Annotated in this window: 16 protein-coding genes and 1 pseudogene; 11 read left to right on the top strand and 6 right to left on the bottom strand. The window is 56.5% G+C overall.

The annotated features are described in order from the left end of the window. Positions 1 to 151 (top strand): annotated as a pseudogene (locus NCN04_RS01755) (50S ribosomal protein L10); the annotation flags it as partial. A gap of 49 nt (positions 152 to 200) precedes the next feature. Continuing rightward, entirely contained in the window at positions 201 to 587 is a 387-nt protein-coding gene (rplL, locus tag NCN04_RS01750) for a 50S ribosomal protein L7/L12 (protein WP_048347447.1), read from the top strand. A gap of 276 nt (positions 588 to 863) precedes the next feature. Here the strand turns inward: rplL and NCN04_RS01745 are convergent, their stop codons facing one another. Further along, positions 864 to 1562: a DUF3747 domain-containing protein gene (locus NCN04_RS01745; protein ID WP_250394982.1), complete on the bottom strand. Its 699-nt coding sequence runs from the start codon at positions 1560 to 1562 to the stop codon at positions 864 to 866. Positions 1563 to 1624: 62 nt separating this feature from the next. On the opposite strand from NCN04_RS01745, the gene NCN04_RS01740 reads away from it, so the two are divergent. The 5 genes from NCN04_RS01740 to NCN04_RS01720 are packed head-to-tail and all read left to right on the top strand — an operon-like array spanning position 1625 to position 5925. Next, on the top strand, positions 1625 to 2365 hold the full coding sequence (locus tag NCN04_RS01740; protein ID WP_250394981.1) for a ribonuclease H family protein: 741 nt from the start codon (positions 1625 to 1627) through the stop codon (positions 2363 to 2365). A gap of 8 nt (positions 2366 to 2373) precedes the next feature. Next, complete coding sequence (locus NCN04_RS01735) at positions 2374 to 3552, top strand: quinone-dependent dihydroorotate dehydrogenase (RefSeq protein WP_048347445.1); 1179 nt, start codon at positions 2374 to 2376, stop codon at positions 3550 to 3552. A 47-nt stretch (positions 3553 to 3599) separates the two neighbouring features. Then, a complete protein-coding gene (locus NCN04_RS01730; protein WP_250394980.1) occupies positions 3600 to 4499 on the top strand; it encodes a hypothetical protein in 900 nt (299 codons plus the stop codon). After that, positions 4496 to 5188: a PilN family protein gene (locus tag NCN04_RS01725; protein WP_250394979.1), complete on the top strand. Its 693-nt coding sequence runs from the start codon at positions 4496 to 4498 to the stop codon at positions 5186 to 5188. Before NCN04_RS01730 ends, NCN04_RS01725 begins: the two co-directional genes overlap by 4 nt. Further along, positions 5185 to 5925 carry a hypothetical protein gene (locus NCN04_RS01720; RefSeq protein ID WP_250394978.1) on the top strand — a complete coding sequence of 247 codons (741 nt, stop codon included), beginning with the start codon at positions 5185 to 5187 and terminating at the stop codon, positions 5923 to 5925. The genes NCN04_RS01725 and NCN04_RS01720 overlap by 4 nt, the downstream gene beginning before the upstream one ends. A gap of 32 nt (positions 5926 to 5957) precedes the next feature. On the opposite strand, the gene NCN04_RS01715 is transcribed toward NCN04_RS01720, so the two are convergent. Then, positions 5958 to 6182, bottom strand: a complete 225-nt coding sequence (locus tag NCN04_RS01715; protein ID WP_250394986.1) for a hypothetical protein — start codon at positions 6180 to 6182, stop codon at positions 5958 to 5960. Between the two features lie 172 nt (positions 6183 to 6354). On the opposite strand from NCN04_RS01715, the gene NCN04_RS01710 reads away from it, so the two are divergent. Next, positions 6355 to 8211 carry a type II secretion system protein GspD gene (locus NCN04_RS01710; protein ID WP_502988738.1) on the top strand — a complete coding sequence of 619 codons (1857 nt, stop codon included), beginning with the start codon at positions 6355 to 6357 and terminating at the stop codon, positions 8209 to 8211. A gap of 20 nt (positions 8212 to 8231) precedes the next feature. Here the strand turns inward: NCN04_RS01710 and NCN04_RS01705 are convergent, their stop codons facing one another. Next, the gene (locus NCN04_RS01705) at positions 8232 to 9020 is read right to left on the bottom strand and encodes a pentapeptide repeat-containing protein (protein ID WP_250394984.1); all 789 of its coding nucleotides are present in this window, start codon (positions 9018 to 9020) and stop codon (positions 8232 to 8234) included. Between the two features lie 125 nt (positions 9021 to 9145). On the opposite strand from NCN04_RS01705, the gene NCN04_RS01700 reads away from it, so the two are divergent. Beyond that, positions 9146 to 10267, top strand: coding sequence for a pyridoxal phosphate-dependent aminotransferase (locus tag NCN04_RS01700; protein WP_250394977.1), 1122 nt, complete (start codon positions 9146 to 9148; stop codon positions 10265 to 10267). Here the strand turns inward: NCN04_RS01700 and NCN04_RS01695 are convergent. Beyond that, complete coding sequence (locus NCN04_RS01695; protein ID WP_250394976.1) at positions 10228 to 11304, bottom strand: UDP-N-acetylglucosamine--N-acetylmuramyl-(pentapeptide) pyrophosphoryl-undecaprenol N-acetylglucosamine transferase; 1077 nt, start codon at positions 11302 to 11304, stop codon at positions 10228 to 10230. The two genes, NCN04_RS01700 and NCN04_RS01695, sit on opposite strands and share 40 nt — an antisense overlap. 58 nt (positions 11305 to 11362) lie before the next feature. Between NCN04_RS01695 and NCN04_RS01690 the strand changes: the two genes are divergently transcribed. Further along, complete coding sequence (locus NCN04_RS01690) at positions 11363 to 12115, top strand: DUF8623 domain-containing protein (protein WP_250394975.1); 753 nt, start codon at positions 11363 to 11365, stop codon at positions 12113 to 12115. On the opposite strand, the gene NCN04_RS01685 is transcribed toward NCN04_RS01690, so the two are convergent. Further along, positions 12112 to 12984 (bottom strand): NAD(P)-dependent oxidoreductase, encoded by an 873-nt coding sequence (locus NCN04_RS01685; RefSeq protein ID WP_250394983.1) that lies wholly within the window; start codon positions 12982 to 12984, stop codon positions 12112 to 12114. The genes NCN04_RS01690 and NCN04_RS01685 overlap by 4 nt on opposite strands. Positions 12985 to 13220: 236 nt before the next feature. Here NCN04_RS01685 and NCN04_RS01680 point away from each other — a divergent pair, with 236 nt between their 5' ends. Further along, entirely contained in the window at positions 13221 to 13652 is a 432-nt protein-coding gene (locus NCN04_RS01680) for a hypothetical protein (RefSeq protein ID WP_250394974.1), read from the top strand. Between the two features lie 30 nt (positions 13653 to 13682). Here the strand turns inward: NCN04_RS01680 and NCN04_RS01675 are convergent. Further along, on the bottom strand, positions 13683 to 14691 hold a 1009-nt coding region (locus NCN04_RS01675; RefSeq protein WP_250394973.1), incomplete at its 5' end, for a phosphoglycerate kinase.

Here is a 14691-nt window from a genome sequence, read left to right as displayed (position 1 = left end):
TATTGGGGAGCTTCCTTCCAAGGAAGTGCTCATGGCCCAGATCGCCGGCGCCATCAACGCAGTTACCACCAAGGTTGCTGTGGGTGTCAACGAGGTTCCCTCCGGTCTTGCAAGAGCGCTCAAGCAGCACGCCGATAGCGGCGAAAGCTGAACGTCTTCGACCTCACTTTTTTTCCCTGATCTGTTGCTGATTCCCAATCATGTCTGCAAAAACCGACGAAATTCTTGAATCACTGAAAAAACTCTCACTGCTTGAGGCTTCCGAGCTTGTCAAGCAAATTGAGGATGCTTTTGGTGTGTCCGCTGCTGCATCTGCTGGTGTAGTCATGGCTGCCCCTGGCGCTGCTGGTGGTGGTGAAGCGGCTGAAGAGAAGACCGAATTTGATGTTGTGTTGGAAAGCTTTGATGCTGCCGCCAAGATCAAAGTGCTCAAGGCTGTTCGCGAAGCCACAGGTCTCGGCCTGGGTGATGCCAAGGCCATGGTCGAGGCTGCTCCTAAGTCCATCAAGGAAGGCGTCTCCAAGGACGACGCTGAAGCCTTGAAAAAGGCCATCGAAGAAGTGGGTGGCAAGGTCACAATCAAGTGATCTGTTGGAGGCCCTGCTTCTAACCAGCAGGTCTCTTCCCATCCAATCCTGTCTGCCGGTTCTCTGAACCGGCTTTTTTTTGGCGTCATGGAAACGGCTCCGCCAATAAAAAAACCCTGCCTAAGGCAAGGTCTTTTAAGAACAACGCATTCAGGAGTCTTTCCTTGTTTCGACCCTGAAGAGGCGTAAAGCACTCCTCACAATACGAACCTAAGCAGAATTGCTGGGTTGGGGGGATAGCGGTTGTCGCTCATCCAACTGTCCTTGATGCTTTGTTCATGGGCGGAATGGAATCACTTCGAGGCGGATGGGCCCCTTGCCGGAATAACTGGATGGGGACCTGGGTGCCCTTGGTGCTCGGGCCATTGTCGTCGTCCAAACCGAACTGCTTGGACGTTTTGAAGCCTTCGCTCTCAATTGATTCAACGATTCATTGTTGGCGAAATACACGTGGCTCAGGGTTCGCCCTTGATAGGCCCGACGCTCCAGTTGCCAGCCAGGTTCCAGTTTGAGCTTGACAAAAGCATCTTTGTTTCGCCTGGCTTGTCTCGCCTTGGCCACCACGACTGCAGTACTGCGGTTGGGGTCCAGTGCTTGAAGCTCAAGCCCGTTGCGCCCTTGCCGAAGGCGTAAGCGAACGGATTTTTGGGTGTCTTCTCCGGCCGTACGCAGTGAATACCCATTGCTGTCGAGATATCGGCTGCAAATCCCCGTGAAATCAAACCCGTTTAGCGAGGGCTCAACCAGTCCATCAGCTTGATCTTTCCAACAAAGAGGACGGGCTTTGATTTGCTCAAGGACCAACAGTTTCCAGCCGTCACGCCCAACGGCGCGGGCCAGGATCGCAAACTGCTCTTGCTTGAGTGGTTTGCTGTCAAACAACGAACGGGTCCACCCCGGCAGCGCAGAGGAACTACCCCCCACCATCAGTGCTGTTCCAATCAGAAGGAGCCGCCGGAGGTAGGTTCGCCGCATAAACGGTGGCTCCAAATTGGAGAACAACGACCTGTTGTACCGAATATCCGGTGGTGGAATCAATGGCTGAGGAACATGATGGACGTGGTCGCGTCGTGGCAGCAGCGACCGATGGGGCCTGCAGTGGCAATCCAGGGCCAGGCGGCTGGGGTGCGTTGATTCGTTTCGAAGACGGCAGCGTGGAGGAATTTGGCGGTGCTGATCCGGCTACAACCAATAACCGCATGGAGTTACAGGCAGCGCTTGCCACCTTGCAGCGCTTGGCTGAATTGCCACTTCATCCTGATCTCACCCTGCGCACCGACAGCAAATACCTGATCGACGGACTCAGCAGTTGGATGGCAGGCTGGAAGCGAAAGGGCTGGCGCACTGCAGCAGGCAAGCCAGTGCTCAATCAGGATCTCTGGCAAGCGCTCGATCAGGCTCGTCTTGTTGACGTGCCCCTCCGCTATGTCAAAGGTCATAGCGGAGATCCTGACAACGACAGGGTGGATCAAATTGCCGTGGCTTATTCGAAAGGACGGCAGCAAGCTCTTTCCTCTTCAACCGCTCCAAGTCAGGCCGTGTTGGACTCGGCCCCCGTGGGGTTGCAGAAGCTCCTCACACGGATGGAACTGGCGGATCGCTTGGCCTCCGGGGGGTATGCGTTAACAGCAGTGGAGTTGGCTCAGTTGGTGGAGCAGCCCCTCAATCGTTTGTCAGAACGACAAGGTTCATGGCGTTGGCGTGAGTGGATGGTGGAGCCTGTGGAGAATGATCGCTGGCGGTTGCGACGCGATCCGCCAGGATCGAAACAGACCTAGGAGCCCAGATGGCAGATCCGTCATCCCTCAAGGTGTTATCCACCGCCGGCTTTTATCGGCGATGGTTGGGCCCGCAACTGTCCCGGGATGATGGGGTGGATGCCGAACAGCTCAGTCAGACGGCTTTGCAGGCCCTCGCTCAGGTCAGCCTGCGCCGCCGTTGGCCTGGGATCTCATCCGTATTGGAGGGCGTTGCTACGGAGCTTCAGCGTCAGGATCTGCGGCTGGAGCAAGTTCTGTTTGGTTGTCGATTCAGCAATCCCGTGGGTTTGGCTGCGGGGTTCGATAAAAACGGTGTTGCGGCTGGGGTGTGGGATTGCTTTGGGTTCGGATTTGCTGAAGTGGGCACCGTCACTTGGCATGGTCAACCCGGTAACCCAAGGCCCCGCCTGTTTCGGCTTGCTGCTGAACGGGCAGCCCTCAACCGTATGGGTTTCAACAACAACGGTGCTGAGGCGATGCAACGGACTCTGGAGCGGCAAGCATTGCCAGCGCCAGGTCATCGTCGGGCTGTGCTTGGCATCAATTTCGGAAAGTCGAAGATCACTCCGTTGGAGCAGGCCCCTGATGACTACGCCGCTTCCTTGGAATGTCTTGCTCCTTTGGCGGACTACGCCGTGATCAATGTGAGCTCTCCCAACACTCCAGGCTTGCGAGATCTGCAGGATTCAACTCAATTGCGGCGGTTGGTCGAGCGCTTGCGCCGGTTGCCAGCATGCCCACCACTTTTGGTGAAGATCGCACCTGATCTTGAGGACGATGCGATTGATGGCATCGCTCGATTGGCTTATGAGGAAGGTTTGGCTGGTGTCATCGCTGTCAATACCAGTCTTGATCGTCTGGGTTTGGGACAGCGGCTGATCGCTCAGACCGGTCGAAGCCTTGCTGAAGAGGCAGGTGGGCTGAGCGGTGATCCCTTGCGCTACCGCGCTGTGGAGGTGATTCGACGACTGCGAGCCAGCGCTGGGCCGGCGTTGCCGTTGATCGGAGTTGGGGGAATCTCATCAGCTGAGGCGGCCTGGGAACGCCTGGCTGCTGGCGCCTCCCTTGTGCAGCTCTACACCGGTTGGATTTATGAAGGCCCTGATTTGGTTCCACGCATCCTTGAGGGTTTGATCAGCCAGCTCGATCTCCATGGCTTTCGCCATCTCAGTGAGGCGATCGGAAGCGGCGCGCCCTGGACGTAGTCGATACGCTTTCTGCACATCCTTCATGACGCATCGAGGAATAGAACTTGGAGCTGGTTGATCTGCGCGATCGCTTCCCGGCCCTGGATGGCTTGCTGGGTCAGATCACCGGCTTGCTCACTCGGCGGCGCGTGGTTCTGGCTGCTTCTGATCGTGTCCTGAGTTTGGCGTGGTGGGATCAGGGGCAGCAGTCCATCATCAAGACCGAGCTTCCTCCGGGCCTTTGTCAGGGCGGGGTGCCAGTCCAGAGGCAGGTGCTGGCTGAGATGGTTGCGGATCTGCTGATCGAACAGGGCATTGCCTCTGTGAGTGTGGAGTTGGAACTGTTGCTGCCTTTGCCGACTTGTCATTGGCGACTGCTGGAGGGTGCCGCTGGTCTGGGTGATGCCACCTCCTTGCGAGCGCTTGCACCCGAGATGACCTGGCCGTTGCAATGGCAGGAGTCCTATGTCGCTTGGACTTCGTTGCAAGACAGGGACATGGCGATGGTGGTGGGCGCTGAACGGTTGATCCTGCAGGCCTGGATCGACACGGTGGCGTCAGCAGATCTCAATCTCTGCCAAGCGGAGTGGCTCTTGGTTGCTGCATGGCGAGCACTGCAGACTCTCAACGAACCACTGGAGGGAGAGTGGGCTTGGTTGATTGAGTCCGAAGGGATCTGGCGTTTTGTGTTGTTGTGCGATGGCCTGCCTGAATTGGATGTTGTGTTGCAAGCCACGCAGCTCCCGTCCGTCAGAGATGAGGTGCTGTTCCTTCTCGATGCATGGGATCAAAAACAAAGGCAGGTCGATGCAATGCGCAGCTGGTGGATTACAGCTGGGCCAAGCTGGAAGGGGCGTTGGAAGGACGGTCATGGTGCAGCTCTCCATGGCCCGCTTGTTTCAGATGGTGAGATGTCACTGCTTCAGTTGGCCTTGAAGGCTCCTCCTCTGGAGAGCAGACCATGAGGGGACGCTCAGGAGCCCCAGTGGATCTCCTCCGGGAGCGGCGCATCGAGTTGGGGTTGCCGGCTCAGCCGGTCCCGTTTGTGCCTGCCCAAGTTCTGCTGCGGCGAGGTGCGTTGCTGGGTGGAGCTGTTCTTCTGCTTACTGTCGCGATTACCGCTGGTTTGAGCTGGAGGGGGCAGCAGCAACAGCGGCAGTTGGAGTTACTTGAGCCGGTCGCACAACGCGTCACTGCTGCTGAAGCACAGTTGCGGCGGCTGAGGGCTAAAACCGCCTCGGTGAATCAGAAAACCGATGTTTTCGCGCAACAGCTGGTGGCTTTCCGCGGTGGATCTCCTCTGTTGGAGCAGCTCAGACGCATCACGCCAGATGGCATTCAATTGCAGGAGCTGTTGGTTGGTGAGGCGCAAATTAAATTGCTAGGCCGGGTACAGATTGGAAACACTCCAGGGCCTCTCGAACGCATTAATGCGCTTGTGCTCTCCCTGTCTCAACTGCCCATCACTCGGCAACAAGGGGTCAAGGTGATGAAGATCACGAGAGAGGACGGGGATGCCCCTGTTGTGACGTTCAGCGTGGAGTGGGCTCTGAATCCAAACACTCGCCTATCTCTGATTCAACTTCAGGACTTGGGGGCCGGCGGCTTGGCGTATCGATATCAACTCCTTGAGGAACGTGGGGTCAGCTTGTGACGAACCTGAGTGGTAGTGAGAGTCCATGGCAAAAGGATGGAACGCGTCAACGGGTGTTGGTTGGTGCCCCATTGCTGATGGGTGTCTTAATCGGTGCCGGGCTGTTTGCAACGTTTGGACTCCCCCATTGGTTGGCATCAGCAGAACGGACGCGTCGGATCTCTGAGCTCAAAGGTCAGCAGAAGTCACTTTCCTTGATTACCGATCGGGTCAAGCAAGAGCGACAAAAGCTTGTATTGGCGCAACAACAGCAAGATCTGGTGGTGAACTTGGTGGCGGGTCGCGGAGAGATTGAGACCTTCCTCACCCAGCTGAGTCGTACCGCGGCTGAGAGCGGTGTGTTGATTGAACGCTATGAACCCGTGCCAGATGCGCCTGTGGTCCCTGACTCTTCCCGACAAGACAACAAAAAAGGGGACGCTGGAGCTGAGGATGGGGCTCCTTCTGATTTGCAGGGGTACGAGAAAACTGCGGTGCTGCTGCAGGTGCGTGGACCCTACGTAGGGGTGTTGCAGTTCTTGCGTGCCATGGAGGCACTGGAACTCCTGGTTCAGCCCAGTGATCTTGAGCTCAAGGCAGTTCCGCTAGAGACCAATGCTGACGGGGCCCCTGAGGGCCCACCGTTGACCGAGCTCAAGCTCAAGCTGAGCTTTTTTGACAAGACAACGGATGGGGATCAGGACGTGAAAGAACCCACGGAATCCGCGCCTCAGTCCAAGGTCAGGGCGCCATCCTGAATCAATTCAATGCTGTGTTTTAGGGCTGGCTCCTAAGGGTTTCGCTCGATACCATCCGCCCATAGTGTTTGTGAATCAGGCGTGGGAATGCCCTCGAGACCCTCCCGACTGATTCCATTGGCGTTGATTGGCAGCCTTGCACTCGCTGAGTGTGATGTGGTGTTTGGCCTTGGAGGTTCTGGGGCGATTAGAGCGCAGAGCGAAGGCTCCATGAACTTGCGTTTACGCCGTGGCAATGACGGCGTGGAACTTGTCATCGAAGGAGTTGGCGATCAGCCACTTCTGCAGCAGCGCCTGAACGGCCAGGTTTGGGAGGGACGTTTGCAGACCCAGGGGGCGCCGGGAGTCCGCAATGGTCAGGTGCGGCTTTCGGATCCTGTGATTGGAATTCAGTCCGCCACGTTGGTTGGTAGCGGCAGCTCCTATGCCTTGAAGGTCACGCCAAGTCCAGGTCGTCCTTTGAAAGATCCTGTGGTGAGTGCCGATGGTCGTGATCTGATTCTCAAGTTTTCAGGTTTGGTGGTTGCTCCCACACTCCAAACGGGACGCCTCAATCTCAACACACCGGGGCGTGTCCCTCAAAGGCAGTACGCCCCTCCATTACGCCCGCGCGCCGTTGCGCCGCCACTCGGTGATATGGCGGTGGGGACGATGGTGATGCAGAACCGCAGTTATGTGAATGTGAGCGGGCCGCCGGTCACCCTCACTCTGAACAATGCGCCTGCCAAGGATGCGTTGATGGCCTTGGCTCGTTTAGGGGGCTATGGCTTCGTGTTTGTTGGTGAACAGGGTGGAGGCAGTCAGGATGCTGCTTTACCTATCCGACCTGTTTCGATTGCTTTTCAGAACGAGTCCTATGCGAGGGCTCTCAATGGAGTTCTGCTTGCCTCTGGGCTGCAGGGAAAATTAGATGGTCGCACTCTCATGGTGGGATCAAAAGTTTCTGCTAATACATTTGGCCCTCAGATGTCGAAGGTGTATCGACTCAATCAATCTTCGGCAGTCTCGGCGGCAAAATATTTGGGGAGCTTGGGTGCAAGTATTCAAGAGCCTGTCCCTTTGAAAACCACATCTATTCTTGAAGAGGCGTCTGGCGACGCGAGTAATAGCAGTTCTAATACTTCGGAACAGATTGAGATACGTTCTTATTCTTCAGGTCAAGGCCCTTTGGTCGGTTTGATTGGTACCACTGATTCAAGGCTTCAAACGATTACCTTGATCGGAGACTCTCTCTTGGTGAAACTTGCTGAGGGGTATTTGAGGCAAATTGATTTGCGTCAAAGGCAGGTTGCTTTGTCGGTGCGAATTTTGGATGTTTCCTTGGATAACGACTCCACGATCTCAAATAGTTTTGCCTTTCGCTACGGCAATAATTTTATTCTGAGTGACAGAGGTGAGCTTGTTGGGGCTTTTGGTAATTTGCTGCCTCCTAATAATTCTAATTTTGATGCGATCGCCGGAGGGGCTGAAAGTGGCAAGTTTCAGAGAGAAATTGTGTCCGGGCGGGATGCACAAATTGCCGATCGCTTGATTCCACCCAGTCCAACTCCGAGCCGTATTAACCCTGGGAATGTATTCCCGAAAGATAATTTGTTTGATTTGATTCGGTCTATCATCGTATCCAGCAGTACGAAGACTTTGGCATCTCCTACTCTGATTTTAAGTGAAAACCCTGTTGAAATTTCTGGTGGCGCCGATGTGGCTTCTAGTGGTGTTGATTCCGCATTGCAGACCGCAACAATAGGTCGCTCCAAGGCGAATGAGTCTTTCGTGACTGTTGGTACCCAGGAAACAGTTAATTATATCGTGAGCGCTGGGCAGAATGGCGCACCTAATTCTTGCCAGCCTGTCCTTGGAACCGCTGGCCTAACTTTTGGCGCGCGTGTATCTAAAATTGATGATAATGGATTTGTTAGTTTCAGTCTCTCTCCTACAATTGCTGCTGTTACTGGAACCCAAAATGTTGAGGGTTGTGGTCCTAGAAGTATCTTAAGTTTGCGTAGGCTTGATACTGGATCTCTCAGGGTTCGTGATGGTCAAACACTTGTTTTGACGGGAGTTATTTCAGATCGTGATGCTCAACAAGTTAGAAAATGGCCAATTTTAGGAGATCTTCCTTTGATCGGTCAATTTTTTCGTGAATCGGCTGGAGATCGGGCTAAGAGAGAGCTGGTTGTTCTCGTGACTCCTAAGATCATTAGTGATGAGCAAGGCGGCAGTTATGGCTATGGATATCAGCCGTCTCTTCCGGCTGCTCGTCAGCTGATGTCAAGCGATTCTTTTTGATTATTTAAAGCAAACTCTTTTCAAAAGCCAAGGCCGAGAGGGATTAGTGCTTTCATCGCAAGTGGGGCTAAGGCTTGAGCAGTTGCAGTAAAGCCGCCTAGTAATTGACCGCCCCAGCCTTTTCCTTCAGATTTTGAGTGAGTTTTCGTCCGACGCGTTTGAACCATTTCAGCCGCTGTTTGAAGTTGGTTGGCAACTTTTTGATTCCCTCCCTTTTTAAATAGTGCGCTTGCATATCGGAAATCTTGTGCGGCCAGATCGTCCTTGGCTAATTCGCTACGACTGATGCCTCTTGCGACCCAGCTCAAGGGCTCTTGAGGGGAGCTGAGGATTGCGGCGCCAAAGAGTCTTTCGGCTTCAGGCCACCTACCGGCCTGTGTGGCTTCGACGCCGGCATTGTGCAGAGCAGCATGGCTTCGTATGTCGCGGCTGATTCCCGTGGCACCTTGCCAATGCGCTTCTTCTAAAGCGTTGGGGCTCAGGCGAGCGCCACTGAGATCGGCCCATCGCAGATCGGTGCCATGCAGGATGCTGCCTTCGAGATTGGCGCCACGGAGGGAAGCCCCGCGCAAGCTGGTGAAACTGAGATTGGCCCCGCGTAAGTCAGCCCCATCCAATCGAGCTTCTCCAAGATTGGCTCTCTGCAATCGAGCGTCGCGTAAGTCGGCATCGCGCAAATCGGCATGCACAAGGTCGGCATCGGCCAGGCGGCAGTTGCGGCAATCACCGTCCTGGAGCACTTGGATGAGGTCATCCATGCTCTCGGCTTGCATCGGGCTGGCGATCAGCCATAAGCCAAGCAAGGGCATCAAGCGGGACGGGTTCAACACGTGGGCTTGCTTGGTTGTACTGCGTTGTATCGGGCTTCTTGGTCTTCGTCGACCATGGCTCGAAGGATGGCTGGGCAGGATGGGTACATCCAGCACCAGTCGGCGTGAGCAACGGCCTTCCTCCCCATGGAGGCAACCTCAGCCAGGAAGCCCGGCGGCTGGGGATGCAACCCTCCCAGTTGCTGGATGCCAGCGCTTCGTTGGTGCCATTCCGTCCTCCTCGCGCTTTGCGTAGAGCGCTCGCTGCTGCCATTCAGGGCCAGGCTCTGCGTGATTACCCCGACCGCGCTCAGGCTGATTTGCGCTTTGCGCTCGCGTCATGGCATGGGCTGGATCCTGATCAGGTGCTTGGAGGGAATGGGGCCGCGGAGTTGTTCACATGGGCGGCTCGCGATGCAACCGCCGCTGGTCTCAATGCTTTGCCTCAGCCTGGATTTGCCGATTATTCCCGAGCTTTGGCTTGTTGGGGTGGCGCGATTGAGAAGCTGCCTTTGCCCTTGGAGTGGGGCAACTGCTGGCCGCAACCCTTTCCGTTGAGCGCCTTGAAGCAGACGACCGATGTGGTGTGGATCACCAATCCCCACAATCCCACCGGTCAGCTTTGGAGCCGTTGTTCGTTGGAACCCTTGTTGGCTCGATACTCCCTGGTGATCTGTGATGAGGCCTTTCTTCCTCTGGTGCCAGGGGGTGAAGATCAGTCGTTACTGTCGTTGGTGTCAGACCATCCCAATCTCGTGGTGATTCGCAGTCTCACGAAATTGTTTGCAATTGCGGGTTTGCGCCTGGGCTATGCCGTTGCGGCACCCGATCGTTTGCATCGATGGCATGGATGGAGAGATCCCTGGCCTCTGAACGGTTTGGCGATTGCAGCTGGAGTGGCTGTGATGAACGACCCGGTTGGCTTGCAGCGTTGGCAACAGCGCGTTCAGCAGTGGGTGGAAAAAGAAGGCACCTGGTTTCGGGCTCAACTTGAGGCCATCCCTGGATTAAAGGCCTACCCCTCAGCTGCCAATTATTTGCTGATCCAAGGCGAGCCGTCCTTGCTGGAGCTGCGCGAGCGTCTCGCTCTCGATGGCGTTTTGCTTCGGGATTGCCGTTCTTTCGCAGGGTTGGGAGAGCGTTGGCTGCGCATTGGTCTGCAAGATCGGCGGGGGAATCAACGCATCCTTCGTGCTCTCCGGCGTATTCAGCTCAACAGTCCTTCGAGCAGGGTCACCAGTTTCTGATCCGCATCCTCCACGCCAAGCTCCCGCATGGCTTGTTCCATCTCCGGCAGTGGGTCAGCGCTTTTATCTTCTCCTTGAAGTCTGGATCTGAGCAGGCGCCAGACCGTGTCGCGAAGAGTCGTCTCGCTGGGGTCGTGTTGATGCACGATCACGGCCGCGGCAACCGCTGCAGCACAGACGGCATTGGCATCTTGATGGCGATCGGCCGCTTGGGGGAAGGGCACCAGCACGGTGGGTGTTCCGCTCACGGCTAGTTCACTCAGGCTGCCGGCACCGGCTCTGCTGATGGCGAGGTCTGCGTGTTGCAGCAAGGCCGGAATCTCATCGCTGAAAGAACGTTCCACCAGCAAGGCGTGTTCGATGCAACCCACATCGGGATCATTGCTGCCCGTGAGATGCACGATGCGGCAGCCGCTGTTGAGGAGGGAAGGAAAGATCACTCGCGTCATTCGATTCAGCCCTAGAGCTCCCTGGCTTCCGCCGATCACCACAAGCAGGGGGCCATTGCCTTGAGGAACCCACTCCGGTCGTGGCTGTTGCTGGAGAAAAGCAGCCCTTACCGGGGTTCCGGTCACCACCGCTCGGCAGCCCGGGATGCGTGGTGCGGCTGCCTCAAGTCCCACGGCAACACGGGTGCAAAAGCGGCCAAGCAAGCGCGTCACCCGGCCTGGAATGGCATTGGATTCGTGAAGGACTACTGGGATGCCACACCACCGTGCCGCCAGGATTGCTGGTGCAGCGATGTACCCACCTGTCGTGAAGACAGCATCGATGCGTTCCCGCTGGATCAGGCGGCGGATGCAGCCGCTGGCGGCCAGCAATTGGATCAGTTGGATGAGTTTGCGCAGTCCTCGCCCTTGCAATCCACCAGCCTTGACCGTGGTGAGGGGATAACGGCCTGGAACCAGGCTTGTTTCCAGACGGTCGGGAACGCCCACCCAGCGCACGCTCCATGGCTTCGGCAGGGCATCAGCAACGGAGAGGGCTGGAAATAAGTGCCCACCTGTGCCGCTGGCAGCAACAAGAAGCCGAGGCATGAGGTCGAGCGGGATGAGAAGGAGCGACCTAACTTAGATGGATTCTGGAGATGTCTATATGTCTCGTGCTCTCCGTGTCTCGTTGGTGTCATTGCTGCTTGGCTCCGCCCTGGCACTCCCGATGTCCAGTCGGGCTTTGACCCAGGCTCCGTTTGAGTTGAGTGAGCGCTTGGAATCCGCCCTCAATCAGTCGGAAGGCAATGTTGCAGCGTTGAAGGCTCTGTTTACGCCTCAGCAATTTGCTGTTCTGGAGGAGCGTTACGGCTTGTTCAGTCGCCGTTTCCCTCAGCTGAACTGGTCGGTGCGGCCAGGGAATCCCACATCAGATGGTCGCTCGACCATGCAGATTGCTGTAAGTGGGAGACGCCAGCAGGACGGCTTGAGTTATTCCTTCTATGCGAATCAGCGGCTCGCGGTGACCACCGAGAACGGCTTGATTACCAGCCAGGAAGTTCTTAGTGATCAATCGGTCATGACCAGTGCCAAGGAGCCACTACCGATTAGTTTGCTCATCCCAGACAGCGTGCTCACTGGGACTCGGTACGACGTCGATGTGGTGGTCGACAAGCCCTTGGGTGATGCTCTGATGGCGGGTGGTTTGATTGCGCTTACCCCTGCGCAGGTATTGGGGCAAGAGAGTCCAAATATCCATCTCAAGCCCCTCGGCGGGGGCGGCCTGTTTAAGTCTGTTCAAGCACCGCTTAAGCAGGGCATCCAAAACTGGGCTGCCTTGTTAGTGCATCCCGAAGGTGTGGTGAGTGTGAGCAAGCAGGTGCGAGTTGTGGATGACAAAAGTAAGCTCCAGCCTTAACCGTGGTGAGCTGGGTAGCAGCGTCTTAGGGCCGACACATCGGCGTTCCCGAGTCCCTGTTGCATCAGTGCAGACTCTTGCTCGAGCACGAGTTGGGTGATCGGGAGCTCCAACTGCTGTTCCTCAGCGGCATCCAGCGCGATTGTTAGGTCTTTGTGATGGAGTGCGAGCTTGAAACCGAGCGGGTATTGATCGGAAAGCATGGCGGCTGAACGGTGTTGCAGGGCCCAAGATCCTGCAGCTCCTCCAAGTAGTGCCGTCACAACTTGCTCCATGGGGAGCTGAAGATGTTGCCCTAGAGCGATGGCTTCTGCAACAGCGGCATAGCTTCCCGCCACCAGGACCTGGTTCACCGCTTTCACCTGTTGGCCGCTGCCAACAGGCCCGAAGTGATGGATCGAGCTACCGATCACCTCCAATAGAGGACGAGCCTGCTCTAATGCCATGGTGTCGCCACCACAGAGCACGGTGAGTGTGCCGGCCTTGGCGCCCTCCGTGCCGCCTGTCACAGGAGCATCGATGTAGTGCACGTTGCGTTCCGATAGCCGCTTGGCCATCGCTGTCGCTGTGGCGGGGGCGATCGTGGAGCAATCGATGACCAAGCTTCCTGGTGTGAGTGCGTAGCCAGCTCCTCTGTTTCCCCAGAGAACGTTTTGCACTGCGGTGTCATCGCTGACGCAAATCAGCAGGACTGCACAGCCTTTCACGGCTTCATTAGGAGAGCTGCTGGAGGTCACTTTGGGCCCTTGATCGTCCAGAAGCTCTGCCGCCGATTCCGCTGAGCGGCTGCGGGTGTGCACGTTGAGCGAGTAGCCGGCGCGTCGCAAATTGACGGCGATGGGGAATCCCAGGGCGCCAAGCCCCACCATGGCCACTGCTGTAGGCGGATTCAAGGGTGGACGTTGATCATTGGCGAGTTTCAGAGTTGGTGTGCTCCTGGGATCAAGGGCTGATTCATTTTTCCAGGCATCGCATCCATACATCGCATCCGCGCATCGCAGTTGAGCGGCATGCTCAAGCGTCCTGGTTAGATCCGGTCATGCTTGAGGCCCATTTTGGTCAGACTTTGACGGAATCTTGCTTTCAGGATGAATGCGTTGTGTGAATGATTCGCATGGTTACGCCTAAGCATTGGAAGCGGTATCTGGTCATCCCTTGTGCCGCGTTTGCCGCCGCCGCTCTGCACCCCGCTACGGGATGGGCTGAGTCTCCAATGAAGTCGCGCGCGGCTCGATTAACACTTACGGATGCGCAAAAGCAGCAGCTTTTTGAGGCAAGGCGCCGCTGGGAGTTGAGCAGTTTTGACCAGCAAAAGGCTTTGTTGGCAGCCAAGCAACGATGTATTCAATCGGCCAACACCATCGATGCCTTTCGGGTGTGTAAGCAGGAGCAACGCCAAGGCCGACGTGAATTATTTAAGGAGGCACGCGCTGCCATGACGGCTGAACGGCAGCGACTGGGACTTCCTCCTAGGCCAGAGCGGCGAAGATTACAAAAAAAAGGCCGCTCCAATTGGAACGGCCCTGAATTCAGCTGATCGATCAGCTGATTGGTGGAGTGGTTTGAATCAAGCGGCGTCGTCCAGTGCGGCGACGCCTGGAAGCACCTTGCCTTCCAGCAGCTCGAGGCTGGCGCCACCACCGGTGGAGATGTGAGACATCTTTTCGGCCAGGCCTGCTTTCTCAACAGCAGCAACGGAATCGCCACCGCCAATGATCGTGCAGCAGCCTTTTCCGCTGAGTTCAGCCAGGGTTGTGGCAATGGCATTCGTTCCAGCCGCGAACTTGTCGAACTCGAAGACGCCCATCGGGCCATTCCAGATCACGGTTTTGCAATCAGCCAGGGCAGCTTGGAACACCTTGATGGCATCAGGGCCGATGTCGAGGCCCATCCAGCCGTCGGGAATCGCTGTGATGTCTGCGACTTGGCTGTTGGCATCAGGTGCGAAGTTGTCGGCAAGCAAGACATCGGTGGGGAGTAGCAGCTCAACGCCTTTGGCCTTGGCTTTGGCTTCCAATTCCTTGGCCAGTTCCAGCTTGTCGTCTTCAACGAGGCTCTTGCCGACAGCCAGACCGCGTGCTTTGTAGAAGGTGAAAATCATGCCGCCGCCGATCAGCACCTTGTCGCACTTGTCGATCAAGGCTTCAAGGACGCCGATCTTGCTGCTCACCTTGGAACCACCAACGATGGCGGCCAAAGGACGCTTGGGCTCATCCACGGCACCCTGGAGGTATTGAAGTTCCTTCTCCATCAAGAAGCCAGCCACGGATGGCTTGAGGAATTTGGTCACGCCTTCGGTGGAGGTGTGGGCCCGGTGAGCAGCGCCAAAGGCGTCGTTCACATAAACGTCGGCGAGACCAGCGAGCTTCTCGGCGAAGGCGGGATCGTTCTTTTCTTCTTCCGCGAAGAAGCGCACGTTCTCCAGCAGGACCACATCGCCGTTGCCCATGGCGTTCACCTTGGCTTCCGCGTCAGCTCCGATGCAGCTGTCGGTTTTGGTTACGGGTTTGCCAAGCAGCTCGCTGAGGCGTGCTGCAACGGGGGTAAGGCGCATCTTGTCGTTGACCTGACCCTTG

Origin of the sequence: Synechococcus sp. MU1655, from assembly GCF_023630655.1 — a bacterium.
Taxonomy (GTDB): domain Bacteria; phylum Cyanobacteriota; class Cyanobacteriia; order PCC-6307; family Cyanobiaceae; genus Synechococcus_C.
The sequence above is the reverse complement of the archived record's forward strand: the minus strand, read 5'-3'. Positions and strand labels throughout refer to the sequence as shown.